Origin of the sequence: uncultured Martelella sp., from assembly GCF_963677965.2 — a bacterium.
Lineage (GTDB): Bacteria > Pseudomonadota > Alphaproteobacteria > Rhizobiales > Rhizobiaceae > Martelella > Martelella mangrovi.
In genome coordinates, this window is record NZ_CAXXFM010000001.1 from 2319007 (window position 1) to 2343776 (window position 24770).

Sequence of the window (24770 nt, forward strand, 5' to 3'; positions counted from 1 at the left end):
GGCCAGACGGGGAGATATTGATGAGCGGTTTTGACAACCCATATGGCGGCTCCTTCAGTGGCCAGATGAATGTATCGGCCGATGGCGCAACCAACGGCGCGACACCGCCCGGCGGACTGATCAAGGACACCACAACGGCCGATTTCACCAAGGACGTGATCGAGGAATCGCGCACTCAGCCGGTGCTGGTCGATTTCTGGGCGCCCTGGTGCGGGCCATGCAAGCAGCTTGGTCCGATCATTGAAAAGGCGGTTACGGGGGCCGGCGGCAAGGTCAAGCTGGTCAAGATGAATATCGATGATCACCCTGCCATTGCCGGTCAGCTCGGCATTCAGTCGATTCCTGCCGTTATCGCGTTTTCCAACGGTCAGCCGGTCGACGGTTTCATGGGCGCCGTGCCCGAAAGCCAGGTGAACGAGTTCATCGCCAAGCTGTCGTCGGCCAACCCGTCCGAGCAGGATCGCAAGGCCGAGATCGCTTCGGCGCTCGAGCAGGCAGAACAATTGCTGGCCGAGGAGAAACTGCAGGAAGCCGGCCAGCTTTTTGCCGGCGTCATGCAGGCCGATCCGGAAAACCCCAAAGCCCTTGCCGGTATCGGTCGCTGCATGGTTGCCGCCGGCCAGCTTGACCGCGCAAAACAGGTTCTCGACCAGGTGCCCGAGGAACTGAAGGAGGATGACGCCATCAAGGCGCTCGCCACCCGCATCGCGCAGATCGAGGAAGCCCGCAAATTCGGTGATCCGGCAGCGCTTGAACAGGCATTGGCCGACAATCCCGACGATCACGCCGCCCGCATGAAACTAGCCAAGGTGCTGAATGCGGAAGGCAAGCGCGAAGAGGCGGCCGAACATCTGCTGACGATCATGCGCAAGGATCGCGAATTCGAGGATGACGGCGCACGCAGGCAACTGGTGGACTTCTTCGAAGCCTGGGGCCCGAAGGACCCGGCAACGATTACCGCGCGCCGCAGGCTTTCCACGATCCTGTTTTCGTAACGGGAGCGCATCATGCAGATTGGCAATGCCCGATATCTGACCCGCAAGGACTTGCCGGACGTGGTTCCGGTGTTTCCGCTGACGGGCGGGCTGTTGCTGCCGCAGGGGCAATTGCCGCTCAATATCTTTGAACCGCGTTATCTGGCAATGGTCGACCATGCGGTCGCGGGCAACCGGCTGATTGCCATGGTCCAGCCCGTTCATCACGACGAGACGCTGGACGTCGACGCGCAAACGCCGCTTTCCAATATCGGCTGTGTCGGGCGGGTCACCTCTTTTGCGGAAACCGGGGACGGGCGCTATCTCGTGGCGCTCACCGGCATTTGCCGTGTGCGGCTGATCGAGGAAGTGCACACCGCCAAACCGTTCCGCAGTTTCGAGATCGCCCCGTTCATGGGCGATCTCAATGTCGAGGCTCAGGAAGCCGGCGTCGACCGCGCCGCGCTGCTGGAAGCCTTCGGCGCCTATCTTGAGGCCGAGGGGCTGGAGACTGAATGGGAGCATATCGAACAGGCGGGTAATCTGACGCTGGTCAACTCGCTTTCGATGATGGCGCCGTTCGGGCCGGCGGAAAAACAGGCGCTGCTTGAGGCGCCGGATCTCAAGGCCCGCGCGGAAATGTTCGTGGCGATCATCGAATTCGCGCTTGCCGGCGATCCCGGCGACAAGCTGCAATAGGGCATCCCCGATGAACAGGAAGGATGCCGGTATCGATCCGAAAATGCTGGAGCTTCTGGTCTGTCCGGTGACCAAGGGACGGCTGACTTATGATACCGAGCGTCAGGAGCTTGTCTCGCAGAAGGCGCGGCTGGCCTATCCCATCCGCGATGGCGTGCCGATCATGCTGGCCTCGGAAGCACGCCCGCTCGAACTTTAAGCATTCGGAAAGGCTTCTTCACACTGGATCGGCTTGTCACTTGCTGATGACCGGGCGCTCGATTACGTTTGCCCGCAGCGGGGGCTGTGAATGCGATGGTACGTGTGATCATTGAAAGCCCGGCCGGAGATGAATTCTATCCGGCCCGGGTCAAAAGAAACTATTTCGAATCGGGCGACACGATCATCAGCGGTGATCCGCTTTATGATCTGGAGACGGCCAATGGCCGGCTGCTCCATATTCACGCCAGTCATAGCGGCGAGGCGGTGACATCGCCGTTTGCCGTCGGCGCCGTCCTGAGCGCGCGTGAAACGCTGATCGAACTCAACGTTGCCGATGATGACGCATCGGAAGAATTCCATCCGCAAATGCCGGCGGAAACGGCCTTGCCAACCGGCACGAGACGGGTGGAGCTGCGCACGCCTGTCGATGCCGCGCTTTATCCTGCCAATCTCATGAAAGTGCACGCCGAGCCGGGAGAATGGATTGATCGTAACAGCGTGCTCTATACGATCGAAGCGGCAACCGGGGCGGTGGTCGAACTTCAGATGCCGCTTTCGGGCCGGATTCTCTCCAGCAATGACGCCCGCAATCTTGTGCGTCATCGTGCAATCGCCGTCATCGAACCCGATGCGGATGATCCGCTGGCCGCGGCATTGGGTACGGCGCAGGGCGTCTATCTGCTTGCCGATGGTGTGTTTGCAGGTGACGAGGACGAGACCGCCGCCGACAAACCATCTGCGACCGTCGCCGCGACGCACGGCCGGACAGCAAAAAGGCGGATCGGCCTTGCTGCCGGCCTCGGCGTGATTGCCGCTCTGGCCGTCTCCGGCTGGTATGTGCTGACCTATGTGCCGTTTGATCACGTCGGAGCCGGTGCCGACGGCTATTATGGCCAGCGCCTCAACATCGAATCGCTTGGTGGAAAGCGCAAACTCTTCATCTCGGACGAACAGCAAAGGGGATTTGAAGCATGGCTCGATTCCTGAACGGTCATTGTGACTGGCTGGATGCTGTATCGTTTGTAAAACTGCGCAGCGTACCGGTGCTTTTTCTTGCTGCACTGATGCTGTTTCCGGTGGGGGCGCTGGCCGATGACGCGCGCGTGATCACGGCCGAAGGCAATGCACACGAAGCCGAATTCCGGCACCCGATGCGTGAAGAGGACACAGCTCCTGCCTCGACGGTGACGCTCGGCTGGGACAGCGAACTGACAATGGTGCTTGATGCCGGCAAGCCGGTGGTCTCCGCCCGGTTTCGCTATGATCTCGAGGACTACCTCTACGCCTTGCCCACGCTTGGCCCCGGTGCGTTTCAACTCTGGTCGCTGACAGGCAGCGTGCCGGATAGTGCTGCACTGCCGGAGGCCGCACCGCCCGTCCTGCCTTATGCAGTCAAACTGATCTTTCGCTTTCGCGTGCCAGGCCAGGATGCCGCTATCGGCCTCGCGCAGACTGTCGAAGCGCCGGGCCTGCCGGGAGCGTGGGCAAGCAATCAGCCGCAAAGCCCGGACTGGTCCGATGTTTTCGTCTGGGAAAGCGGGGATGCTGCGGGGGAACCGGTCCCCGCCGCCACCGCGGAGCAGATCTGGAATGACGGCGCATTGCAGCCGGACGGTGTGCGGATCGCCGGCATCAGCTGGTCGGCCGCGGACCTGATGGCCTATCTTGCCGAAAACAATATGCGCAATCGTTCCATCGCCACGGCCGAGGCGGTCAATCGCCTGCTTTCCGGCGCTGCCCGCAGTTTCGGCTATGAGGTCGCAGCACAACTCGAGGACCCAGCGCAATTTGAAGAACCCGCCTTCCGGTCGGCGGTGCCGCTTGAATTGTTGCGCAAGTTCGAGCGGCTTTTGAGCCTGCCGGACAGCCTGAAGGCGGGCGATCCGACGGCCTATGACGAGGCACGGGGCGACGCCGCCGCGATCATGGCGCTGATGGAAGACGATCAGGCTTCTTACGAGAAAAGCGGTCCGACGCGTGCAGACCTTGTTGCAGATGCGGTGGTGGAGCCTGCGCAAAACGGCATTCAGCCGGTCGACGCGCGTGCGACAGACAACCGTTCGCTGGCGGCCATTGTCACCGGCATCGATCAGGTGGTCTGCAGCGCAACCGTGGTCGGGCCGCGCCATGTTCTGACCGCAGCCGCCTGCGTTCTCGACCCCGAAACCGGAGAGGTGATTGCCGACCGGCAGGTTATGCCGCGGATCGATCTCGATGACGGTTATATCCCTGTTTCGCGTCGGTTCATCCAGCGCGTCTATCTGCCGGTGGATGCAGCCCCCTTCAGCACGGCCGGCGCGCCTGAAAGCCAGATCGCCCTCGTTGAGGTCCGCGAGCCTTCCGAGCGCCCGCCCTTTGCGGCCGAAACGGACGAAATATCCTTCTACAGAGGGGAGGAAGCAGGCGCTGGCGATGGTCGCCCGGTGGTGCAGTTTCATGATGCGGCGACGGGCGGGCTGATGACGGCTTCGGGCTGTGCGGCGCTTGAAATCGAACCGGGTGATCTGATGCCGGTGAACTGCACGCTGCCCGATGGTGCGTCGGGGGCCGGCATTCGCGCCGCCTCAGGCATTTTCGGGGTCTATCTTTCGCCCGGACTTGGGCGATATCTCGGAAAAACGGAAGTCGAGGCCATCGAGGCCATTGTGATGGGCAGCGGGTCGCCGTTTTTCCGCGCCATCGAGGCCAATCCCCGGTTTGCGATTACCTTCGTGCTGACCAACCGCTGCGATGTGCCGATCGATTATAATCTGCGCTATCGGGTGATGGAGGGCGACGACAGCGGAGAATTTACCGACATTTCAGGGCGTATCGAGGGTGGCGCGCGCCGCTTCGTCGATCTGATGACGGATAACGGCGTTGTCTACATGCGCGGAACCGCCAGAGATGGCGACCTTGTCTGGGATGGTGGCCGTGTCTTCGACAGCGGCCGCCATTTCGGCATCCGCATCGATAGCTGGGGCGACTATTTCCACGCGCTGAGCTGTGACGATAAGTAAGACGCGCCGATGGGGCGAAACTTCATGCGGCAGGTCTTGACGATCCGGAAATTCTCGACCTAATCGATGCTATCGCCTTTTTTCGGCCGGGCCCACCGGCTGATGCACACCGGGCGAGCCGCATATCAAGGACGAACCTGTTTTGGAAACCGCTACCGGTCGCGTTCCGCGCCCTTTTTCGGTGACGCACCGGCAGGTGCTCACCATCGCCCTGCCGATGATGATCGCGCATTTTTCCACCCCGCTGGTGAGCCTTGCGGCCACCGGCGTGGTCGGGCAATTGCGCGACGAGGTGCTGATCGGCGGTGTGGCGCTGGCGGCGGTGATTTTCGATGTGCTGTTCACCACGTTCAACTTCCTGCGCGCGGCGACCACCGGCTTTACCGCGCAGGCCGTCGGGGCGGAGGATCCCCGTGCCGAGCAACGCATGCTGCTCGGCGGCATCCTGATTGCGGTCGGCTCCGGTCTTCTTATCCTGGCGCTGCATGTTCCCATCGGCCGGCTTGGCCTTTACGTGCTCGATGCCGACGGCGCGGTAGGGGACGCAGCCTGGACCTATTATGCCTGGCGGGTGTGGTCGGCACCGTTCGCGCTGTTCAATTTCGTCGTCTTCGGCTGGGTTATCGGCCGCGGCGAGGCGGTGACCGCGCTTCTCCTGCAGGTCGCGCTGAATGCGCTCAATCTGTTTTTCAGCTTCTTCTGGGTGTTGTGGCTGAATTACGGGCTTGCGGGCGCGGGCGCTGCAAGCCTGGTGGCCGAGGGGCTGACGGCGATTGCCGGCGTCGTTCTCATCCTGCGCCGTACCGACCGGCACAAATGGGAAGTTCCGGATCTTGCCACCGTGAAACGGCTTTTCTCGGTCAATCGCGACATGATGATCCGCTCCTTTGCGCTTTTGATCGGGCTTTCGTTCTTCACCCGGCAATCGGGCGTTCTGGGTATCGATGTTCTGGCCGCCAACACGGTGCTGTTGCGCTACTATTTCTTCGGTGTTGCCTTTCTCGATGGCTTTGCCACCGCCGCCGAGCAGCTTGCCGGCCGCGCTGTCGGGGCTTTCTATCGCCCGGCCTTCGACCGGGTGATCCGGCTGACCACGCTCTGGGGCGTGGCGATGGCGGTGTTCGTCTCCGCTGCGTTTTTCATCTCCGGGCCATATGTGGTCGCGCTGATCGCGCCGATCGCCAAGACCCAGGCGCTGGCCCATGTCTATCTGCCTTATGCGGCGATCATGCCGCTTGTCGGCGTCATCGCCTTCCAGATGGACGGGGTATTCATCGGCGCGACATGGTCACGCGAAATGCGCACGCTGATGCTGTTTTCGCTCGCCTGTTATTTCGCCGCCTGGGCCGTGCTGCAGCCGCTTTTCGGCAATCACGGCCTGTGGATTGCCATGCTGCTGTTTCAGGGCGTGCGCTCTGTCGCTTTCCGCTACATGCTGCCGAAGCTGGCGGACCGCACTTTTCCGGGGCCTCACCCGGCCTGAGATTTTTGGCCTATTCTTCTGGTTTGTTTTCAGGTTCGCTGAAATAGGAACTGTCCGGAGAAATGAAGAAGGCATAGGCCATGTAGGCTGCGGCCGCGCCAAACAGGATCGACCAGTAGGGCGAGCCGATAAAGATTTCGGCAACGGCCCAGCCGCCACACACCGCAACGGCGAGAACCCGGATCCAGAGCGGCTTGAGAGACGGATGTTTCAGATTAAGGCTTTCGCGCCAGTCGATCTTGCCTGCCATGTCATCGCCTTTCCGGGGTGTGTTTCGACAAGGCATAGCGGGGAAGGGCGGTCGATGGCAAGACGAACCTCAAAGCAGCATGGCCGTCATTTCCGTCGCGCCGTAGCCAAGTTCATAGGTTGCGGTGCCGGAAAAGGCGAGGCGGGCATAATCGCCGGCCGAAAAATAGCTGATGGCGGAAGCCGAATGGGTAAGCGGACTACCGCCGGTGGCAATTCCGCGCAGGATGACGCAGTTTTCCGACCCGTTCTTTTCCAGGGACACCGAATAACTGCCCGTGGCAGCGGCCGTGACGGTGAGGTTGACGGCGTAATAGCCGCTTGTCGGAAACATAAGCCGGTTGCCGCCGCCGGTGACGCTCCCACCCAGTGCAAATCCGCCTTCGCCGACATGCAATGTGCCGAACCCGCGGTTTGCCGGGCCGGTAATCAGGGTGGATCCGCTCGGGGCCGCCGCGCGGGCAAGCGGTCGCGACGGCATAACAACGGCGCCTTCGGGGGTGATCCGAAGCGCCTCGTACCAGCTTGCGCCGTCGGGACTGGTCTTGATCGCGAAATTGTCCGAGCCCGCAAGCCCCATTTCCGCTCGGCCCGACCAGCCCGTCTGGTAGAGCAGGGATGCCGTGTCGCCCGCCGTCGCCTTGTTGATTTTCAGTTGGTGCCCGCTGCCGGCATTGTTGAAAAGCGTTGCGGGGGATGAAACCGAAAGCCGGTTTGTGGCATCGGCGGCGGCATTGATGCCGAGCATGGAGGCTGAGAGGTCGGCCGGCAGGGGCGGGGAAACCCAGTCACTGCCGTCGAAAATGCGCAGGGCGCTGTCTGCTGCAAACCAGGCAGACCAGCCGGTGACCGGTGTGATGAACTGCCAGTAGCCGTCCTGAAAGATCGCGATCGCACCGGCATGTCCCGCCCATTCGCCGGTTGGCGCCTCCGTGACCAGATGGCAGGTTCCGTCATCGGGGCTTGCAGGCGGTGCAGTGCCGGCGCTGAGAACCGTGAGATGGACGATTGCATCGAGCCGCTGAAGCGCCTCGTTGTGGGTGACGTGTTTCTGGGCCTGTGCGGGCAGTATGAAGGGAAGGCCGATCCTGGCCGTCTGATCCGACATGTTACACTCCTGTTGCGGGCCTGTGGCCTGATGGCTCAAGCCTAGCGCCGTCGGAGTGCGCGGGGAAAAAGGTGGGCAATGCGCCTATGCCGCGGTATTGACGCGTTCGGCCGCAGAGACCCTGTAGGCAATGGCCTCGCCGATATGCACCCGGCCGACTGTTGCCTTGCCGTCAAGATCGGCGATGGTGCGGGCAACCTTCAACACCCGGTGATAACCACGGGCAGAAAACCGCATCTTTTCGGCTGCTTCCCGCAAAAGCGCGAGTCCCGGCGCATCGGGTTCAGCAAGCTTCTCGATTACATTGGCCGAACAGCGGGCATTGACGGTGGCCGGATCGCTTCCGAGCGCCGCAAAGCGTTCGCGCTGAGCCTGACGGGCGCGGGCCACGCGGTTTGCCACGGCGGCGCTTGTCTCGCCGGTGGCGCTGGCGCCGATGAGATCCATGGCGCTGACGGCCGGTACGTCGATGCGGATGTCGATCCGGTCCATCATCGGGCCGGAGATGCGGGCCTGGTAATCGGCGGCGCAACGCGGCCCCCTCGCGCAGCTATGGCCGGGTTCGCCCGCCATGCCGCAGCGGCAGGGGTTCATGGCAGCGACGAGCTGGAAGGCGGCTGGGTAGGAGACCCGGTGGTTGGCACGCGCTATCACACACTCACCACTTTCCAGCGGCTGGCGCAGCGCGTCGAGCACCTGCGGCGAAAATTCCGGCAGTTCGTCGAGAAACAGGACGCCGTGATGGGCAAGTGATGCTTCCCCCGGTCGCGCCTTTATGCCACCGCCGACGAGTGACGCCATGCTGGCGGAATGATGCGGCGCGCGGAAAGGCCTGCGGTCGGACAGGCGTCCGCCCGAAAGCTTGCCCGCAATCGAATGCACCATCGACATGTCCAGAAGTTCCTGCGGCAAAAGCGGCGGCAGGATCGAAGGAAGACGCGCGGCCAGCATTGATTTGCCCGATCCCGGCGGGCCGACCATCAGCAGATTGTGGCCACCGGCGGCCGCCACTTCAAGCGCGCGCTTGGCGCTTTCCTGCCCCTTGATTTCGGCAAGGTCCGGCAGGTTCCGGGCGCTGGCGCGGACGGCTGGGGCCGGGCGCGAAAGAACCTGTGTGCCCTTGAAATGATTGGCGATCGCAATCAGGCTTTTCGGCGCCAGAACATCAATGTCGCTTCCGGCCCATGCGGCTTCCGGCCCACAATCGGCCGGGCATATCAGCCCCTTGTCCTGTGCGTTTGCGGTGATGGCGGCCGGCAGCGCACCGGCGACGGCGGCAATCGTGCCGTCGAGATTGAGCTCGCCGATGACGACGTAACCGGTCAGCGCATCCGCCGGCACGGCGCCAAGGGCTGCCATCAGCCCGAGCGCGATGGCGAGATCGAAATGCGAACCCTCCTTCGGTAGGTCGGCAGGCGCGAGGTTGACGGTCACCCGTTTGGGCGGCAGGGCAAGGCCGGTGGCATGAAGGGCGGCCTGAACCCGCTCACGGCTTTCGGCGACCGCCTTGTCGGGCAGTCCGACGATCTGCATGCCGATCTTGCCCGGCGCCACCATCACCTGAACATCGACCGGAACCCCCTCGATCCCCTGAAATGCAACCGTCTGTATTCTCGACACCATGACAAGCCCCGCTCCGATCGGTGTTCGCTGAAAACGACATTCCGTCAAATCTTTTGGTTGTAAAGATTCCACAATGCGCGCATTAATGCAAGAACAAAAGAGGAACTTATCGGAGCGCCGGATGTGTCAATGTCATTGGGGATGGACATTTGCCGTGTTCGCACCGTAAACGATTCGAAACACAGGCTTGCCGGCAAGATAAGGCGGAGATTGAAATGGGACTGACAACCGAAGAACAGATCCTGATCGAACAGCGGATAACCAATGGCGCGAAATCGGCGGCGGCGGCCTATCTGCTCTGGTTTTTCGTCGGCTGGGCCGGCGCCCACCGGTTTTATCTCGGCCGGCCCGGCACCGCCGTCACCATGCTGCTGCTGAATGTCGTCGGCTGGCTGACGCTGGTTTTCTTTATCGGTTTTCTGTTTCTGGCCATTTTCGGCATCTGGTGGCTGGTCGACCTGTTCCTGATCTCCGGCATGATCGAAGCCCAGAAGAACGAACTGCGCACCTCACTCACGCAGCAGGCGCTGGTCGGGCAGACGAAATAGCGTCTCAACCGCGCTTTTTCTCGATTGCGTCCCACATCAGCGCTGAAATATCCGCGCCGCCGAATTTCTGCACTTCGCGGATGCCGGTGGGCGAGGTGACGTTGATCTCGGTCATGTAGTCGCCGATGACGTCGATGCCGACGAGAATGAAGCCGCGTTCCTTCAGCGCCGGGCCGATGCGGGCGCAGATTTCCTTCTCGCGCGCCGTCAGCTCGGAGGGTTCCGCGCGGCCGCCGACATGCATGTTGGAGCGGCTGTCGGTTTCGGCCGGAACGCGGTTGATTGCGCCGGCGAATTCGCCGTCAACGAGGATGATGCGCTTGTCGCCCTTGCGCACGGCCGGCAGGTAGGCCTGGGCGATATAGGGCTCGCGGAACATCTGCGCGAACATTTCCAGAAGCGAGGTGAAGTTGCGGTCGTCGCGGGTGGAGTGGAACACGCCGGCGCCGCCGTTTCCGTAAAGCGGCTTCAGGATGATGTCGCCCATTTCCTCGCGAAACCGCGCAATCTCGCCCTCGTCCTTGGTGATCAGCGTCGGCGGCATCAGGTCGGCGAATTCGGTGACGAAAATCTTTTCCGGCGAATTGCGCACCCAGGCCGGATCGTTGACCACCAGCGTCTTCGGGTGGATGCGCTCCAAAAGATGGGTGGAGGTGATATAGGCCATGTCGAAGGGCGGGTCCTGGCGCAGCAGCACCACATCCATGGTCGAAAGGTCGACGCGTTCGGCCGCACCGAGCGTATAATGGTCGCCCTCGACATCGCGCAGCGTCATCGGCTCGACGGCGGCGAAAACCTTGCCGTCGCGCAGGCTCAGCCGGTCGGGTGTGTAGTGAAACAGGTTATAGCCCCGGTTCTGGGCTTCCAGACACATGGCGAAGGTCGAATCGCCTGCAATCTTGACGGTGGAGATATGGTCCATCTGGACAGCGACGTTTTTGATTGCGGCCATGAAACTGGAGCCCCCGATATGGTTTGAAGCGCCACGATATGTAGTCATCGCGGTGCGGCTTGGCAATCGTTCCCGATCAGGAGCGGACGCCGGCGACGGTGCAGATCAGCAGGTCGTGGTCCGACAGGGGCTTGCCGTCGGCATCAAGAGCATCGATGACGCGGCTTTCGGAAATGTCCAGCCCACGGGACAGAAACCAGTCGAGCTTCATCGGCTTCGGGCGCTCCTCCGAGATCAGGCTCGGCCGTGTTGTAATCCGGTCCGCCGGTCCGCCGTGGCGCTCATAGCCCTTGTCTGCGGCGAGCGAAAACAGTGTCTCGACGTCCGGGTCGCTGCCGCTGCGGTTGACGGTGTTGAGATCGCCGCCGATCAGCACCGGAAGGCCGGAAAAATGCCAGTCGACAAGCGCGAAGATATCGGCCATCTGCCGTTCGCGAAGCGCAATGTCGCCATGGCTTTCCAGATGGGTCGACAGCGCGACGAGGGGCCCTTGCGCCGTTTCGATCTGCGCACCGATGGCCATGCGCGCGCCGATGCGCGGCTGGTCCTTGTCACGGCTGAACCAGATCGGGTCTCCGGAAAGCGGCAGCATGAACGGGCTGACAAGCGGCGTACGGGCAAGCAGCGCATTGCCGTGAAAGCCCCTGGCGTTGAAATCGTCAGTGCAGAAGGGTCGCTCTGCGGCATTGCCGAGACCGAGTTCGATGAATTCGACGCCATAGGCATAGGCCATGGCCAGATCGTCGGCGATTTCTGCGGTCGGGTGGCGCTGGGCGGTGCGCGCCATGCCGTTGTCCATTTCCGAAAGCATCACCACGGCGGCGTTTTCCGCAGCAAGCCTTGAAGCGCTTTCATGCGGGAAAAGGCCGCGCTGCAGGTTCCAGGCGGCCGCCGTAAAGGGAAAGGCAAGCGGCATATCCCTGTCCGGCCTGCCGCCGGTCTCGATCGTGTGCAGGCATCCAAGCTCCTGCTGCAGCCGGTCATGGATGTGATTTGCCTTCTCAAGGCCTGAGATACGCGCGCGCTCGGCGCGTCCGGGCGCGTCCAGCGCGGGGACACAATCGGTAAAGAGTTCTGGCATGGGTCGCATTTTCAAGCTTCAGCCGGTGCGCTCCGGGAATGGACCCGCTTGCCGGTTTCGCCATCATAGAAATGCAGCCTGTCCGGATCAATTGAAAAGCGCATCTCCTCACCCAGCGGAATGGCGGGCGACAGGGCCGCCGTCAGTTTCTGTTCGCCGATCAGGCAATGGGCAAGGCGGGTGGCCCCCAACTCCTCGATATAGTCGAGCCTGGCGGTGATCGTATGCGCGGAAGGCTGGTCGGCGACCTGCAGGTCCTCGGCGCGGATGCCGACGGTCAGCGGGCCGGAAACCGGCAGGTCGCGCGTCATGTTCAGCACATTGTAGCCAAGGGCGAGCCGGTCATCGTTAAGCTCTGCGGAAAGCAGGTTCATCGCGGGCGAACCGATGAAGTTGGCAACAAAGGTGGAGGCCGGCTTGTGGTAGACGTCGAGCGGCGTGCCGATCTGCTCTATGTGCCCGGCATTCAGCACCACCAGCCGGTCGGCCAGCGTCATCGCCTCGAGCTGGTCATGGGTGACATAGATCGAGGTGGTGCCGAGGCGCTTTTGCAGATGCTTGATTTCGCCGCGCATGGAAACGCGCAGCTTGGCATCGAGGTTTGACAGCGGCTCGTCAAACAGGAAGGCAGCGGGCTTGCGCACGATGGCGCGCCCCATGGCGACACGCTGACGCTGGCCGCCGGAAAGCGCGCGCGGCTTGCGCTCCAGATAGGGCTCCAGCTCCAGCATGCGCGCGGCTTCCTTCACCCGCGCGTCGATTTCGGCCTTGGGCGTGCCCCGGTTTTTCAGGCCATAGGCGAGATTGTTATAGACCGTCATATGCGGATAGAGCGCGTAGTTCTGGAACACCATGGCGATATCGCGCTCGGCCGGTTCGACATTGTTGACCTGCCTGTCTCCGATCAGGGCAATGCCTTCGCTGATGGTTTCCAGTCCGGCGACCATACGCAAAAGGGTCGACTTGCCGCATCCCGACGGACCAACCAGAACGATCAGCTCTCCATCGGCTATGTCGAGATTGATATCGCAGACGGCTCTGGTGCCGCCGACATAGGTTTTTGCGACATTTTGAAGCGAAATTGACGCCATTGATTATTTCTCCGTCTCGACGAGGCCCCGGACAAAGAGCTTCTGCATGAATATGACGACCAGAACCGGGGGAAGCATTGCAAGGGTGACGGCGGCCATGACCAGATGCCAGCGCGGTTCGGCATCAACGGCATCGGACATGCGCTTGATTCCCATCACGATCGTGTAGAACCGCTCGTCCGTGGTCACCAGAAGCGGCCAGAGATACTGGTTCCAGCCAAAGATGAAGAGGATGACGAACAGGGCGGCGATGTTCGTGACCGAGAGCGGCAACAGAATGTCCTTGAAGAACTTCATCGGCCCGGCGCCGTCGATGCGCGCCGCCTCGGTCAGTTCGTCCGGCATGGTCAGGAAAACCTGGCGAAACAGGAATGTCGCCGTGGCTGAAGCGATCAGTGGAATGGCAAGACCCGCATAGGAGTTCAGCATGCCAAGATCGGCGACCACCTTGAATGTCGGCATGATGCGAACCTCGACCGGCAGCATCAGCGTGATGAAGATCAGCCAGAACGCCAACATGCGGAAACGAAAGCGGAAATAGACGATCGCGAAGGCGGATGTGATCGAGATGGCGATTTTTCCGATTGCGACGATCAGTGCCATGACCAGACTGTTGAACAGCATCAGGGCGATTGGCGGGGTGCCTGAATTGTTGATGCCGGAAAACAGAACGGCTTTGTAGTTTTCGAGCAGATGGGTGCTCGGCAAAAGCGGGATCATACCGGACAGGAAGTCGCCGGAGGCGTGGGTCGATGCGACAATGGCGATATAAACCGGGAAGGCAACGACCAGCAGTCCAAGCAGCAGAACAGCGTGAGCGAGAACATCAAGCCAGCGTTTGTTTTCAACCATGATGCTTTTCCTCAGTATTCGACGCGGCGTTCGATGAAGCGAAACTGGAACACCGTGAGTGCGATAACGATCAGCATCAAAATGACGGACTGCGCGGCGGAAGACCCGAGATTGAGGCCGATATAGCCGTCCTGATACACTTTATAGACCAGAATATTGGTCGCCTGTGCCGGCCCGCCCGATGTCGTGGCGTCGATAACGCCGAAGGTATCGAACATGGTGTAGACGACGTTTACGACCATCAGGAAAAATGTGGTGGGAGACAGCAGGGGAAAGGTAATGGTCCAGAAGCGCTTGAACGGCCCCGCTCCGTCGATTGCCGCCGCTTCGCGCAGCGATGTCGGTATCGATTGAAGCCCGGCCAGAAAAAACAGGAAATTGTAGCTGACCTGCTTCCAGCTCGCTGCGATCACCACAAGGATCATGGCATCGGTTGCGGAGGCTGTCTGGCTGAAGTCATAACCGATCTGCTTGAGCAGGTAAGGCAGCACGCCGAGCGTGGGATTGAAAATGAACCACCACAGGACACCGGCCACGGCAGGCGCCACCGCATAGGGCCAGACAAGAAGCGTGGTGTAGGCCTGCGCAGATTTGACCAGTCTGTCGACAGCCACGGCAAAGATCAGCGCCAGCCCCATGGAAAGAGCCGCCACGGACAGGGCAAAGACAACCGTGACCTTTGCCGAATTGAGATAGACTGGGTCATGAAAGAGACGGCTGTAGTTGGCCAGACCGACAAAGGTGGTTTTGAAGCCGAAGGCGTCTTCGCGCAGAAAGGACTGTCGCACCGCCTGGCCCGCAGGCCACAGAAAGAACGCGGCGGTGATTGCCAATTGCGGCGACAGCAGCAGGTAGGGCAGGATCGGATTGCGGAAAATCGTGCGTTTTGTCGTCATGGCGGGCTTTTTTCAAAAACGCTGACCTGCATTCAGGTAAGCGGATAGAAGAAGGTCCGCGCAGTCTTGCGCGGACCCATGTGTTTCCGTGACCGTCGGGATTACTGATTGGCGTCCTGGAAATCGACGAGCAGTGCATTGCCGCGCGAAACAACGCTGTCGAGTGCGCCCTGGGCGTCCTTGCTGTCGTTGAGCAAGGCCTCGAATTCCTCATCGATGATGTTGCGGATCTGAACATAGTTGCCGAAACGAAGACCCTTCGAATTGGCTGTCGGCGGGTTCAGCGTGATTTCCTTGATGCCGACATCGGCACCCGGATTGGCTTCATAGTAACCCTGCTGTTTGCCGAGGTCATAAGCAGCGGCGGTGATCGGCAGGTAACCGGAGAACTGGTGCCAGTCGGCCTGAACTTCCGGCGACGAGAGATAGGAGAAGAAATCGGCAACGCCCGCGTAGACGGCGTCATCCTTCTGTCCCTGAAGAACCCAGAGTGTTGCGCCGCCGATGATCGAATTCTGCGGAGCGCCATCGACATCGTCGTAATAGGGCAGCATGCCGAAACCGACGTCGAAATCCTTGGCGTTGGCCATAACGCCAGCGCGGGATGCCGAAGAGTTCATCATCATCGCGCAGTTCTGTGAATAAAACAGCGGCTGTGCGTCATCGCCGCCGACAGGCCCGGCATATTTATAAAGGCCTTCGTCAGCCCATTTCTTGAGATTGCCCCAGTGCTTGACCTGAACCGGACCGTTCATGGTCAGGCGCGCATCAAGGCCGCCAAAGCCGTTTTCCTCGGTGCCGAGCGGTACATTGTGCCATGCGGAGAGGTTTTCTGTCTGGATCCAGGAAACCCAGCCCGTGGTGAAGCCGCATTCCGCAGCGCCGCTTTCGACGATCTTCTTTGAAAACGCTTCCATATCCGCCCAGGTCTTGGGCGGCGTGTTCGGGTCGAGGCCGGCCTTTTCGAAGACATCCTTGTTATAATAGAGGATCGGCGTGGAAGAGTTGAAGGGCATCGACAGCATGTTGCCGTCGGTGTCGGTATAGTAGCCGACGACAGCGGGCAGGAAGGCGGACGGATCGAATGCCTCGCCGGTTTTTTCCATCAGTTCGTAGACCGGATAGATCGCGCCCTTGGCAGCCATCATCGTGCCCGTGCCAACTTCGTAAACCTGAACGATAGCGGGCTGCTGACCGGCGCGGAAAGCGGCGATCGCGGAGTTCATGGTCTCGGCGTAGCCGCCCTTGTAGGATGCGACGACCTCATATTCGTCCTGCGAGGCATTGTAGCCGGCGACGATCTCATCGACCTTCTTGCCGAGTTCACCGCCCATGGCGTGCCACCACGGAACCTGCGTAGCGGCCAGGGCCGTCGAGGTGGAAAGACCGGCGAAAACCGCCGCCAGAACAAATTTCTTCATCGTCAAAATCCCCGTTCAAATAGGTTTGAAATCATCGCTCGGGATGATGGATCGGACCTATTGCGGTTGCGTGACGCCTGAACGAAGGATTTGTTTCAGATTTGTAAAACCGGATATGCGCGAACGTGCACTTGCGCATTATCAATGCTGCATCGTCAGAATGCGCCCGGGAAGTGCAGGGGCAGGCGGCCGGGCAGGCAGGCGATGATGTCGTAGCGTTGCGACAGACGATGGGCATCGGCCTGCCGCGAAAGCCAGATATCGGACGCTGAACGAATGCGCCTTTGGGCGGACGCGGTTACGGCATCGATGGCCAGCTGCTCGCTTCTGCGCGCCTTGACCTCGACGAAAATGGCCAGATCGCCCTTGCGGGCGACGATGTCGATCTCGCCGGCATGGCATTTGAAACGCGTGGTCAGGATGCGATAGCCCTTGAGACGCAGATAAAAGGCGGCAAGGCGTTCGGCGCGCCGTCCGCGCCGTTCCGCGCTGCGCCTCTTGTCGGCCTCACGCGCCATCGCCGTCCTTTATCGCCAGAAGCCGTTGGTAGAGGTCCTTGCGTGGCAGGCCGGTTTCCTTTGCGGCCTGCGCTGCGGCTTTGGCCGCCGGCATGTCGGCGACCAGCAGTTTCAGCAATGCGTCGATATCTGCTTGTTGCGGGGCTTCCGCTGCCGGCGGCGGGCCGATGACGAGGACGATCTCGCCCTTCACCTCCGCATCGCGATAGGCTTCGGCAAGTTCGCCCAGCGTGCCGCGCCGGAACTCCTCATAGGTCTTGGTCAGCTCCCGGCAGACGGCGGCCGGCCGGGCCGCGCCCAGCACATCACAGGCGGCCTGAAGCGTTGCTCCAATGCGGTGCGGTGATTCGAAGAAGATCAGCGTTGCCGGAACATGCATGAGTTCTGAAAGCCGGTCGCGGCGGCCCTTGTCCTTGTGCGGCAGGAAACCGGCAAAGAAGAAGGCATCATTCGGCAGGCCTGCGCCCACAAGGGCTGCCAACGGCGCCGATGCGCCGGGGATCGGCACGACCTTGATGTCGTCTGCAATTGCCATGCCGGCAAGCCTGTAGCCGGGATCGGAAACCAGCGGCGTGCCGGCATCGGAAACAAGCGCGACGCTTTTGCCGTCCCGCAGTGCGGCCAGCAGGTGCTCACCGGCCTTTTCCGCATTGTGTTCGTGATAGGCGAAGGGGCGCTTGCGGATCGCGAAGCGGTCCAGGAGCTTGCGGGTCACGCGCGTATCTTCGCAGGCGAGAATGTCGGCGCCGGCGAGGGTTTCAAGCGCGCGCACGGTCATGTCGCCGAGATTGCCGATCGGCGTTGCCACCAGATAAAGGCCGGGCGCCAGCGGGCGGGCCTCGATTGAATGCCCCGCGATTTCGAAACGGTTGCTGTCGCTTTCGTTTATGCTCATCTTCCCGACCTTGCTTTTTCCTCTTTGAACATGACCTTAATGCTGCGACAAGGGGTAAAGGTCAGGCGGTGACAGCGGATACCGGCGACAGAAGTGGAATAAATGCGCGCGCGCCATGGCGGCCCTTGCAATCGGCGCTGAATTGCTGTCATTTTGTCTCCCCGCCTGTGGCCTTTCCGGCTGCGGGCCGTGTTCGACTGCCGTCCGGTATTTGTCCCGTGCGAAAGAGTGAAAGCGAAAGTCATGCGTATCACGCTCGAGAGATCCAATCTGCTGAAGTCCCTGAACCATGTTCACCGCGTGGTCGAACGCCGCAATACCATTCCGATTCTCTCGAATGTTCTGTTGAAGGCCGAAGGCGCCGATCTGGAAATGAAGGCGACTGACCTGGACCTCGAGATCACCGAGAAAACCCCGGCCATGGTCGAGCAGGCAGGCGCGACCACCGTGCCGGCCCATCTGCTGTACGAGATCGTCCGCAAGCTTTCCGACGGTTCGGAGGTGTCGCTGGCAACCGCGCCCGACGGCCAGACCATTTCCGTTTTTTCCGGCAAATCCAAGTTTTCGCTGCAATGCCTGCCGCAGGAAGACTTCCCGGACCTGACCGCGGGAAGCTTCAGCCATGCCTTCAAGCTGAAGGCCGCCGATCTGAAGATGCTGATCGATCGCACCCAGTTTGCGATTTCGACCGAGGAAACCCGTTATTATCTGAACGGTATTTTCTTCCATGCCATGGCCGAGGGATCCGACCTGAAGCTGCGCGCTGTCGCCACCGACGGTCACCGTCTGGCGCGCGCTGAAATCGATGCGCCCTCGGGCTGCGAGAACATGCCGGGCGTGATCATTCCGCGCAAGACCGTCGGCGAGTTGCAGAAACTCGTCGATGATCCCGAGATCATTGTCGCCGTCGAAGTGTCCGATGCCAAGATCCGCTTCACCATCGGTTCGGTGGTCATCACGTCCAAGCTGATCGATGGCACCTTCCCGGACTATCAGCGCGTGATTCCGGCCAACAACGACCGCGAAATGCGGATCGAGTGCGATGCCTTCGCCAAGGCCGTCGACCGCGTGTCGACCGTTTCGTCGGAGCGCGGGCGCGCCGTCAAGCTGTCGCTTGGCGAAGGGCAGCTGACGCTCACCGTCAACAATCCCGATTCGGGCAGCGCTACCGATGAACTGGCCGTCGGTTACGACAGCGAGGCAATGGATATCGGCTTCAACGCCAAATATCTGCTCGACATCACCGCGCAGCTGACCGGCGACGAGGCGATCTTCCTGTTTGCCGATGCGGGGTCTCCGACGCTGGTGCGTGATACCGACAATGAAAACGCGCTCTACGTTCTGATGCCGATGCGGGTTTAAAGCGTCGGATGAAAAAGGGTTACCGGTTTTCCGCTAACCCGCCGCGCTGAAACAAGGAATCTGAACAACCGGGCGATGCTGGCGCGTCGTCCGGTTTTCCATATGGCGCTTTGCCCTTTTCATCGAACGGCTTTTGTGCCAATTGAAGCGCGAAAAAGTTGCGGAACGAAGGGGCGATACCATGGGCGCACGCGAACGCTTGATCGTGGGGCTGGATGTCCCGACTGTTGACGAGGCTGAGCGAATGGTCTCGCGGCTTGGTGACAGTGTCTCCTTTTACAAGATCGGCTATCAGCTAGCCTTTGCCGGCGGGCTTTCCTTTGCGCGCGAACTGGCCGCCGACGGCAAGCAGGTCTTCCTCGACATGAAGCTGCTCGATATCGACAACACGGTTGCCAAGGGCGTCGAGAATATCGCCAAGATGGGCATGTCGATGCTCACACTGCATGCCTATCCCAAGGCAATGCGCGCGGCCGTCGAAGCCGCCAGCGGTTCCGGGCTGTGCCTGCTCGGCGTGACGGTGCTGACCTCGATGGATAATCACGACCTTGAAGAAGCCGGCTATCCCGGCGATGCGCAGGCGCTGGTGAAACGGCGCGCCGAACAGGCGGTGGAAGCCGGCATGGGCGGGATCGTCTGCTCGGCGGCGGAGGCGACGCTGGTGCGCAATATTATCGGCCCGGACAAGGCGCTCGTGACGCCGGGCATCCGCCCGGCCGGCGCGGCGGCAGACGACCAGAAACGCGTGATGACGCCGGCCCTAGCCATTGCCGCAGGTGCATCGCATCTCGTTGTCGCCCGTCCGGTGATCCGCTCGGAAAACCCCAGGGCCGCTGCCGATGGCATCGTTGCGGAGATTGAAAGCGCTGTTGCGGCAAATTAGACTTCCGTCATGTGTCCGTTTCGACACGACCGGCAGGGTTTTTGACGCTGATGCGGTGACGTTGACGCGACTGCGTCAGCTTGACCCTTCACCTTGGGTTCGGTTTGGTCTATTGGACAAGATAATCATTCAGGCATTCGGCGATCTCAGGAGCTCGGCATGACGCTATCGAATATACCCCCGCTGGTCACGGTTTTCGGCGGCTCGGGTTTTGTCGGGCGCTATGTTGTCCGCGCCCTTGCAAAACGGGGCTATCGCATTCGTGTGGCCGTTCGCCGTCCGGATCTGGCGCTGTTCCTGCAGCCGCTAGGCAATGTCGGGCAGATCACGTTCTTCCAGTCCAATCTGCGGTTTTCCGATTCGGTGCGCCGCGCGGTGGAAGGCGCCGATCATGTTGTCAACTGTGTCGGTCTTCTGTTTGAAAACGGCAAGAACGGTTTCGACGCGGTCCAGGCCGAGGGCGCCCGCCTTGTGGCGGAAGCTGCGCATGAACAGGGCGCAACCCTCACCCATGTTTCCGCAATCGGCGCCGACAAGGACAGCCCGTCGCATTATGCCCGTTCCAAGGCTGCGGCCGAAGCCGCCGTCCAGAAAATCGTGCCCGATGCCGTGATCGTCCGTCCGTCGATCATCTTCGGGCCGGAAGACGATTTCTTCAACAAGTTCGGCAAGATGTCGCTTATCTCGCCGTTCCTGCCGTTGATCGGCGGCGGCAAGACCAAATTCCAGCCGGTCTATGTCGGCGATGTTGCCGAGGTGATCGCACGCTCTGTCGACGGACAGCTTGCCGGCGGCCAGGTCTACGAGCTTGGCGGCCGCGATGTGCTGAGCTTCCGCGAATGTCTTGAGGAGGTCCTGAAGGTGACCGGTCGCAAGCGTGCGCTTGTGTCGCTGCCCTTCGGCCTTGCATCCTTCTTCGGCGGGATCGCCGGCGCCATTCCGCTGATCACGCCGCCCTTGACCGCCGATCAGGTCAGGCTTTTGAAAACTGACAATGTCGTTTCGGAGGCTGCCGTGGCGGAGGGGCGCACGCTGAGCGGGCTCGGCATTCGCGCCGCGCAGCTGGATGCCGTGTTGCCGACCTATCTCGTGCAGTACCGTCAGCACGGGCAATTCGGAAGAGCCGCCTGACAAAGTGGGACGCGAAGACCCCTTCGTGCGCTTTTTTAACAAAATTTAGCCACAATCGGGAACCTGTCACGCGGGTTACGTCTTTAATAACTATTCGTTGGCAATCATGAGAATGGTATTGCCGGTTTTTTGTTGAAAAGGTGTCCATAAAAATGGGTAAATCGATCGCTGTTCTGTTTGCAGGTGCGGCTTTGATCATCATGGCAGCTTCGCTTGCCGCGCCGGGGTCCATTGCAGCAAGCAAGCCCGGATGCGCGCCTGCCTATGGCATCGATCCCTGCGCCATGGCCGCGTTGAAATAATATCGGTGCCGGCGGTATCGGATCAGCCGGCACGATTTTCGCTTCAGGCTCTTTGGCCTTTCCCCGTTACTTTTTCCCGACAGTATTGCGATTTATGCGGACCGGCTTCAGATCGATGAGGCTGGTGCCATCCAGGCAATCCAGAGCGTCGACCGTCAGTCCGGTGTCATCGGCTTTAATGACCTTGACCCGCGATAGCGCGATCGGGTTGGGGCGGTGCGGCGAGCGCATTGCAAACACACCGCGCTCCACGCCGTCATGCGGCGTCGCCGAGCGCAGCCGGTCACGCGGCGCCTTGTCGAACCAGTAGAGCACGTCGACTTCTTCCGCGCTGAAATTGTAGAGACCGTCGCGGAAAGGCGCAAAAACCTCGATGCGGGCGGTGCCGTCCCTAAGACCCGGCGCGGGCGGGCAATCGTCCAGTGTGCTGAAGCCGGTGTGGATGGTGCCGATCGGATATATTTCCATAATGTTCTCCATGGCTGTGCGCCTTTGTCAGCATGGGCTGACGCGGCGCGGCGAGGCAAATGCAGCGCCGCAAATCGTGAACACGGAATCGACGAAGAAAACTTGACAAATTGCCTCGTATTTCGCAGATATTCCCATTGAATATGGTGGTCAATGGTGAACCCATGCTTGTCTGCAGCTGCAATTTCGTAACGGAAAAAGAAATCGAGGATGTCGTGACCGAACTCCTCGATGAAGACTGTTGGCAGATCATCATTCCCGGCAAGGTCTATAACCGGCTTGAAAAGCGCGGTCGCTGTTGCGGCTGCTTCCCCAGTGTCATCGATATCATTGTCCGTACATCCGAGGCGTATCACCAGAAACGAGACTCGACCGAGGATGAGATTTGTGATTTCCTGAATCGGCTAAAAGCATTTCAGGAACACAAAAGGAGAACGGATATTGAAAGGCGACAAAAAGGTCATAGAACGATTAAACGAAGCGCTCTTTTTGGAGCTGGGAGCCGTTAACCAGTACTGGCTGCATTACCGTCTTCTTGAAGACTGGGGTCTGACCAAACTCGCTGCGAAAGAGCGGGCTGAGTCGATCGAAGAGATGCAGCATGCCGACAAGCTTATCGACCGCATCATCTTTCTCGAAGGCCACCCGAACCTGCAGACGGTGGCGCCGCTGCATATCGGGCAGAACGTCAAGGAAGTGCTGGAAGGCGATCTGGCTGGCGAGTATGAGGCGCGCAACGCCTACAAGGAATCCCGCGACATCTGTCACACCGCTGGCGATTACGTCAGCATGAAACTCTTCGAAGAACTGATGATCGATGAGGAAGGCCATATCGACTTCCTCGAAACCCAGCTTGAGCTTTTCGAGTCGCTTGGCGAGAAGAAATATGCCCAGCTGAATGCCGGTGCGTCCGACGACGCCGAATAGGCACTTCTGTTCTCTTGGTTTCCAGAGCCCGGGATTTGCGTCCCGGGCTTTTTTATTGCATCGCGCCGGGTATTGTCAGCCCTTGGCGAGATGGCGGAACTCGGCAACCACCTGATCATAGACCGCGCGCTTGAAGGCAACGATGAGCTTCGGCAGTTCGTCGATATCGGTCCATTGCCAGGCATCGAATTCGCGTTCATGGCCTTCGGGCGGCGGATCGATGGCAATTTCGCTGTCGTCGCCGAGAAACCGGAAGGCGAACCAGCGCTGGGTCTGTCCGCGGAATTTGCCCTTCAGCCCGATGCCGATCAGGTGTTCGGGCAGGTCGTAATTGATCCAGCCTTTCGATTCGCCGAGAAGCTCGACGGTCTTGATGCCGGTCTCCTCGTAAAGCTCGCGTTTTGCTGCCTCGAACGGTTTCTCGCCGGGGTCGATGCCGCCCTGCGGCATCTGCCAGAGCTGCGGCGAACCATCGGATTCCGAATTGCCTTCCGACAGCCGCCGGCCAAGCCAGACCTGGCCTTCACGGTTCAGGATCATCACCCCGACATTGGGGCGGTAGGGCAGGTCCTGGGCTTTTGGGCGGGGCATTTCTTCAGACATGATGCGCTCCTTGGGCGGGCGGGAGGAATTCGATCCGGTCCTATCACGCCGCAGGCGTCTGCCAAAGGGGTATCGCCCTATGCCGAGCGTTCCATGAGCGCCGTCATCGCCTTGCGAAAGTGCGACGTGATGGCATCGCGCCTCAGATGGCGTCCGTCTTCGACCAGCTTGTTTCCGTTCACCCAAACGCAATCGGGCTTGATCTGACCGGCGAAGATGAAACCGTCCAGCGCCTGATCTTCGGTTAGCCACGGGGCGGCGCTGTTGTCGAGAGACAGGAAGCTTGCCGGTGCGCCTTCGAAAATCCTGGCATTAACCCCCATCGCCTGTGCGCCGCCGGCAAGCGCGCCGTCAAGGAGCCTGCGGCCGGTGGAGCCGCCGGTTTCGGCAATCACATTGCGGGCGCGCGTCCCAAGCCGCTGGGCATATTCCAGCTGGCGCAACTCGTCGGCAAGGCCGATGAGAACGTTGGAATCCGAGCCGATGCCGAATTGGCCGCCTGCTTCCAGAAACCGGCCTGCCGGGAAGATGCCGTCGCCGAGATTGGCCTCGGTGACCGGGCAGAGACCGGCAACCGCGCCGGACCTTGCCAGCCCTTCGGTCTCGGTGTCCGTCATATGGGTTGCGTGGATCAGGCACCAGCGGGCATCGACATCGGTGTTTTCAAGCAGCCAATCGACCGGGCGCTTGCCGCTCCAGGCAAGGCAGTCATCCACTTCCTTCACCTGCTCGGCAATATGCATATGGACCGGGCCGGCCGTCAGGTTTGCCGCAAAATCCAGTTCTTGCGGCGTGACAGCGCGCAGCGAATGCGGGGCGACGCCGAGAACCGCGCCGTCCAGCCCGGCGACGACCCTGGCCGAAGCCTCCATCAATCCGGCAAAGCTGTCGCGATCGTGGATGAACCGGCGCTGGCCGTCGTTCGGTTCCGCGCCGCCGAAATTCGAATGGGCATAGAAAACCGGAAGCAGGGTGAGGCCGATGCCGGTTTCGGCGGCCGCCGCGCCGATACGTTCGGCCATTTCGCCGATATTGGCATAATGGCTGCCGTCCCTGTTATTGTGCAGATAGTGGAATTCGCCGACCCGGCAAAACCCGGCCTCGAGCATTTCCATATAGAGCTGCGCGGCAATCGCTTCCGCCTCGTCCGGCTCGATGGCGAAGGTGAAACGGTACATCACCTCGCGCCAGCTCCAGAAATTGTCGCTTGCCGGGCCCCGGCGTTCGGCAAGGCCGGCCATGGCGCGCTGAAAGGCGTGGGAGTGCAGGTTGGCGACGGCGGGCACGATCATGCCGTGGCGTTCGTCTCCGGCTTTGGGTTTCGTGTCGAAGGCAAGCGTCGCAATGTGGCCTGCCGCCACCGAAAGCCGTGCGTTCTTGCGCCAGCCGTCGGGTGTCAGCACGTTTTCTGCGAAAATCCCGGTTGTCATTCTGCCTGTCCCGCCTCGAAATTTATTCTTGCCGATTATTGTGTTATGTATATACATAATAATCAACCAAGACA

Annotated in this window: 27 protein-coding genes; 13 read left to right on the forward strand and 14 right to left on the reverse strand. The window is 60.8% G+C overall.

What is annotated here, in order from left to right; all coding sequences use genetic code 11:
- The first annotated feature begins 20 nt into the window (after positions 1-20).
- The 6 genes from trxA to ACHZCU_RS10880 all read left to right on the forward strand — a co-directional run bounded on the left by trxA (position 21) and on the right by ACHZCU_RS10880 (position 6356).
- On the forward strand, positions 21-995 hold the full coding sequence (trxA, locus tag ACHZCU_RS10855; RefSeq protein ID WP_106309785.1) for a thioredoxin: 975 nt from the start codon (positions 21-23) through the stop codon (positions 993-995).
- A 12-nt stretch (positions 996-1007) separates the two neighbouring features.
- A complete protein-coding gene (locus ACHZCU_RS10860) occupies positions 1008-1673 on the forward strand; it encodes an LON peptidase substrate-binding domain-containing protein (RefSeq protein WP_319518787.1) in 666 nt (221 codons plus the stop codon).
- Positions 1674-1683: 10 nt separating this feature from the next.
- Entirely contained in the window at positions 1684-1872 is a 189-nt protein-coding gene (locus ACHZCU_RS10865; RefSeq protein ID WP_106309791.1) for a Trm112 family protein, read from the forward strand.
- Between the two features lie 95 nt (positions 1873-1967).
- Positions 1968-2861 (forward strand): hypothetical protein, encoded by an 894-nt coding sequence (locus tag ACHZCU_RS10870; protein ID WP_319518788.1) that lies wholly within the window; start codon positions 1968-1970, stop codon positions 2859-2861.
- Positions 2846-4873, forward strand: coding sequence for a hypothetical protein (locus ACHZCU_RS10875; RefSeq protein WP_319518789.1), 2028 nt, complete (start codon positions 2846-2848; stop codon positions 4871-4873). Before ACHZCU_RS10870 ends, ACHZCU_RS10875 begins: the two co-directional genes overlap by 16 nt.
- A gap of 142 nt (positions 4874-5015) precedes the next feature.
- Positions 5016-6356: an MATE family efflux transporter gene (locus ACHZCU_RS10880; RefSeq protein WP_319518790.1), complete on the forward strand. Its 1341-nt coding sequence runs from the start codon at positions 5016-5018 to the stop codon at positions 6354-6356.
- Positions 6357-6366: 10 nt separating this feature from the next.
- Here the strand turns inward: ACHZCU_RS10880 and ACHZCU_RS10885 are convergent, their stop codons facing one another.
- From ACHZCU_RS10885 to ACHZCU_RS10895, 3 genes are all read right to left on the reverse strand, one after another.
- Positions 6367-6606, reverse strand: a complete 240-nt coding sequence (locus ACHZCU_RS10885) for a hypothetical protein (protein ID WP_319518791.1) — start codon at positions 6604-6606, stop codon at positions 6367-6369.
- Positions 6607-6675: 69 nt separating this feature from the next.
- Complete coding sequence (locus tag ACHZCU_RS10890) at positions 6676-7713, reverse strand: DUF2793 domain-containing protein (RefSeq protein ID WP_319518792.1); 1038 nt, start codon at positions 7711-7713, stop codon at positions 6676-6678.
- Between the two features lie 84 nt (positions 7714-7797).
- Complete coding sequence (locus ACHZCU_RS10895) at positions 7798-9336, reverse strand: YifB family Mg chelatase-like AAA ATPase (protein WP_106309812.1); 1539 nt, start codon at positions 9334-9336, stop codon at positions 7798-7800.
- 215 nt (positions 9337-9551) lie between these two features.
- Between ACHZCU_RS10895 and ACHZCU_RS10900 the strand changes: the two genes are divergently transcribed.
- Complete coding sequence (locus tag ACHZCU_RS10900; RefSeq protein ID WP_106309815.1) at positions 9552-9884, forward strand: TM2 domain-containing protein; 333 nt, start codon at positions 9552-9554, stop codon at positions 9882-9884.
- A 4-nt stretch (positions 9885-9888) separates the two neighbouring features.
- Here the strand turns inward: ACHZCU_RS10900 and gshB are convergent, their stop codons facing one another.
- The 8 genes from gshB to rsmI form a co-directional block, all read right to left on the reverse strand.
- On the reverse strand, positions 9889-10836 hold the full coding sequence (gene gshB / locus ACHZCU_RS10905; RefSeq protein WP_319518793.1) for a glutathione synthase: 948 nt from the start codon (positions 10834-10836) through the stop codon (positions 9889-9891).
- A gap of 76 nt (positions 10837-10912) precedes the next feature.
- On the reverse strand, positions 10913-11917 hold the full coding sequence (locus ACHZCU_RS10910; protein ID WP_319518794.1) for an endonuclease/exonuclease/phosphatase family protein: 1005 nt from the start codon (positions 11915-11917) through the stop codon (positions 10913-10915).
- 11 nt (positions 11918-11928) lie between these two features.
- Positions 11929-13008, reverse strand: a complete 1080-nt coding sequence (locus ACHZCU_RS10915) for a sn-glycerol-3-phosphate import ATP-binding protein UgpC (protein ID WP_319518795.1) — start codon at positions 13006-13008, stop codon at positions 11929-11931.
- 3 nt (positions 13009-13011) lie between these two features.
- Positions 13012-13860: a sn-glycerol-3-phosphate ABC transporter permease UgpE gene (ugpE, locus tag ACHZCU_RS10920; protein ID WP_319518796.1), complete on the reverse strand. Its 849-nt coding sequence runs from the start codon at positions 13858-13860 to the stop codon at positions 13012-13014.
- Between the two features lie 11 nt (positions 13861-13871).
- A complete protein-coding gene (ugpA, locus tag ACHZCU_RS10925) occupies positions 13872-14756 on the reverse strand; it encodes a sn-glycerol-3-phosphate ABC transporter permease UgpA (RefSeq protein WP_319518797.1) in 885 nt (294 codons plus the stop codon).
- Between the two features lie 101 nt (positions 14757-14857).
- Positions 14858-16177 carry a sn-glycerol-3-phosphate ABC transporter substrate-binding protein UgpB gene (gene ugpB, locus ACHZCU_RS10930; RefSeq protein ID WP_319518798.1) on the reverse strand — a complete coding sequence of 440 codons (1320 nt, stop codon included), beginning with the start codon at positions 16175-16177 and terminating at the stop codon, positions 14858-14860.
- A gap of 155 nt (positions 16178-16332) precedes the next feature.
- On the reverse strand, positions 16333-16695 hold the full coding sequence (locus ACHZCU_RS10935) for a YraN family protein (RefSeq protein ID WP_319518799.1): 363 nt from the start codon (positions 16693-16695) through the stop codon (positions 16333-16335).
- Positions 16685-17590: a 16S rRNA (cytidine(1402)-2'-O)-methyltransferase gene (gene rsmI / locus ACHZCU_RS10940; RefSeq protein ID WP_319518800.1), complete on the reverse strand. Its 906-nt coding sequence runs from the start codon at positions 17588-17590 to the stop codon at positions 16685-16687. The genes ACHZCU_RS10935 and rsmI overlap by 11 nt, the downstream gene beginning before the upstream one ends.
- A gap of 243 nt (positions 17591-17833) precedes the next feature.
- Between rsmI and dnaN the strand changes: the two genes are divergently transcribed.
- The 4 genes from dnaN to ACHZCU_RS10960 all read left to right on the forward strand — a co-directional run bounded on the left by dnaN (position 17834) and on the right by ACHZCU_RS10960 (position 21268).
- Positions 17834-18952 carry a DNA polymerase III subunit beta gene (gene dnaN, locus ACHZCU_RS10945; RefSeq protein WP_319518801.1) on the forward strand — a complete coding sequence of 373 codons (1119 nt, stop codon included), beginning with the start codon at positions 17834-17836 and terminating at the stop codon, positions 18950-18952.
- Between the two features lie 181 nt (positions 18953-19133).
- The gene (pyrF, locus tag ACHZCU_RS10950; protein ID WP_319518802.1) at positions 19134-19835 is read left to right on the forward strand and encodes an orotidine-5'-phosphate decarboxylase; all 702 of its coding nucleotides are present in this window, start codon (positions 19134-19136) and stop codon (positions 19833-19835) included.
- Between the two features lie 159 nt (positions 19836-19994).
- Complete coding sequence (locus ACHZCU_RS10955) at positions 19995-20966, forward strand: complex I NDUFA9 subunit family protein (protein WP_319518803.1); 972 nt, start codon at positions 19995-19997, stop codon at positions 20964-20966.
- Positions 20967-21118: 152 nt separating this feature from the next.
- Entirely contained in the window at positions 21119-21268 is a 150-nt protein-coding gene (locus ACHZCU_RS10960; protein ID WP_181190823.1) for a hypothetical protein, read from the forward strand.
- 66 nt (positions 21269-21334) lie between these two features.
- Here ACHZCU_RS10960 and ACHZCU_RS10965 read toward each other — a convergent pair whose 3' ends face one another.
- Positions 21335-21736, reverse strand: a complete 402-nt coding sequence (locus tag ACHZCU_RS10965) for an SAM-dependent methyltransferase (protein WP_319518804.1) — start codon at positions 21734-21736, stop codon at positions 21335-21337.
- A gap of 143 nt (positions 21737-21879) precedes the next feature.
- On the opposite strand from ACHZCU_RS10965, the gene ACHZCU_RS10970 reads away from it, so the two are divergent.
- A complete protein-coding gene (locus ACHZCU_RS10970; RefSeq protein ID WP_227023750.1) occupies positions 21880-22245 on the forward strand; it encodes a (2Fe-2S)-binding protein in 366 nt (121 codons plus the stop codon).
- A complete protein-coding gene (bfr, locus tag ACHZCU_RS10975; RefSeq protein ID WP_106309854.1) occupies positions 22178-22663 on the forward strand; it encodes a bacterioferritin in 486 nt (161 codons plus the stop codon). Before ACHZCU_RS10970 ends, bfr begins: the two co-directional genes overlap by 68 nt.
- A 75-nt stretch (positions 22664-22738) precedes the next feature.
- On the opposite strand, the gene ACHZCU_RS10980 is transcribed toward bfr, so the two are convergent.
- Positions 22739-23266, reverse strand: a complete 528-nt coding sequence (locus ACHZCU_RS10980) for an RNA pyrophosphohydrolase (protein ID WP_319518805.1) — start codon at positions 23264-23266, stop codon at positions 22739-22741.
- Between the two features lie 77 nt (positions 23267-23343).
- Positions 23344-24696, reverse strand: a complete 1353-nt coding sequence (locus ACHZCU_RS10985) for a formimidoylglutamate deiminase (protein WP_319518806.1) — start codon at positions 24694-24696, stop codon at positions 23344-23346.
- Positions 24697-24770: the final 74 nt, after the last annotated feature.

Excerpts from the sequence above, each read along its gene's own strand:
- pyrF (WP_319518802.1), top strand. The coding sequence starts at position 19,134 with ATGGGCGCACGCGAACGCTTGATCGTGGGGCTGGATGTCCCGACTGTT.
- rsmI (WP_319518800.1), bottom strand. The coding sequence starts at position 17,590 with ATGAGCATAAACGAAAGCGACAGCAACCGTTTCGAAATCGCGGGGCAT.
- ACHZCU_RS10875 (WP_319518789.1), top strand. The coding sequence starts at position 2,846 with ATGGCTCGATTCCTGAACGGTCATTGTGACTGGCTGGATGCTGTATCG.
- ACHZCU_RS10935 (WP_319518799.1), bottom strand. The coding sequence starts at position 16,695 with ATGGCGCGTGAGGCCGACAAGAGGCGCAGCGCGGAACGGCGCGGACGG.
- ACHZCU_RS10960 (WP_181190823.1), top strand. The coding sequence starts at position 21,119 with ATGGGTAAATCGATCGCTGTTCTGTTTGCAGGTGCGGCTTTGATCATC.
- ACHZCU_RS10900 (WP_106309815.1), top strand. The coding sequence starts at position 9,552 with ATGGGACTGACAACCGAAGAACAGATCCTGATCGAACAGCGGATAACC.
- ACHZCU_RS10965 (WP_319518804.1), bottom strand. The coding sequence starts at position 21,736 with ATGGAAATATATCCGATCGGCACCATCCACACCGGCTTCAGCACACTG.
- ACHZCU_RS10985 (WP_319518806.1), bottom strand. The coding sequence starts at position 24,696 with ATGACAACCGGGATTTTCGCAGAAAACGTGCTGACACCCGACGGCTGG.
- trxA (WP_106309785.1), top strand. The coding sequence starts at position 21 with ATGAGCGGTTTTGACAACCCATATGGCGGCTCCTTCAGTGGCCAGATG.
- dnaN (WP_319518801.1), top strand. The coding sequence starts at position 17,834 with ATGCGTATCACGCTCGAGAGATCCAATCTGCTGAAGTCCCTGAACCAT.
- ACHZCU_RS10885 (WP_319518791.1), bottom strand. The coding sequence starts at position 6,606 with ATGGCAGGCAAGATCGACTGGCGCGAAAGCCTTAATCTGAAACATCCG.
- ugpE (WP_319518796.1), bottom strand. The coding sequence starts at position 13,860 with ATGGTTGAAAACAAACGCTGGCTTGATGTTCTCGCTCACGCTGTTCTG.
- ACHZCU_RS10870 (WP_319518788.1), top strand. The coding sequence starts at position 1,968 with ATGGTACGTGTGATCATTGAAAGCCCGGCCGGAGATGAATTCTATCCG.
- ugpB (WP_319518798.1), bottom strand. The coding sequence starts at position 16,177 with ATGAAGAAATTTGTTCTGGCGGCGGTTTTCGCCGGTCTTTCCACCTCG.
- ACHZCU_RS10895 (WP_106309812.1), bottom strand. The coding sequence starts at position 9,336 with ATGGTGTCGAGAATACAGACGGTTGCATTTCAGGGGATCGAGGGGGTT.
- ACHZCU_RS10865 (WP_106309791.1), top strand. The coding sequence starts at position 1,684 with ATGAACAGGAAGGATGCCGGTATCGATCCGAAAATGCTGGAGCTTCTG.
- ACHZCU_RS10890 (WP_319518792.1), bottom strand. The coding sequence starts at position 7,713 with ATGTCGGATCAGACGGCCAGGATCGGCCTTCCCTTCATACTGCCCGCA.
- ACHZCU_RS10970 (WP_227023750.1), top strand. The coding sequence starts at position 21,880 with ATGGTGGTCAATGGTGAACCCATGCTTGTCTGCAGCTGCAATTTCGTA.
- ACHZCU_RS10980 (WP_319518805.1), bottom strand. The coding sequence starts at position 23,266 with ATGTCTGAAGAAATGCCCCGCCCAAAAGCCCAGGACCTGCCCTACCGC.
- ACHZCU_RS10915 (WP_319518795.1), bottom strand. The coding sequence starts at position 13,008 with ATGGCGTCAATTTCGCTTCAAAATGTCGCAAAAACCTATGTCGGCGGC.
- ACHZCU_RS10955 (WP_319518803.1), top strand. The coding sequence starts at position 19,995 with ATGACGCTATCGAATATACCCCCGCTGGTCACGGTTTTCGGCGGCTCG.
- ACHZCU_RS10910 (WP_319518794.1), bottom strand. The coding sequence starts at position 11,917 with ATGCCAGAACTCTTTACCGATTGTGTCCCCGCGCTGGACGCGCCCGGA.
- ugpA (WP_319518797.1), bottom strand. The coding sequence starts at position 14,756 with ATGACGACAAAACGCACGATTTTCCGCAATCCGATCCTGCCCTACCTG.
- gshB (WP_319518793.1), bottom strand. The coding sequence starts at position 10,836 with ATGGCCGCAATCAAAAACGTCGCTGTCCAGATGGACCATATCTCCACC.
- ACHZCU_RS10860 (WP_319518787.1), top strand. The coding sequence starts at position 1,008 with ATGCAGATTGGCAATGCCCGATATCTGACCCGCAAGGACTTGCCGGAC.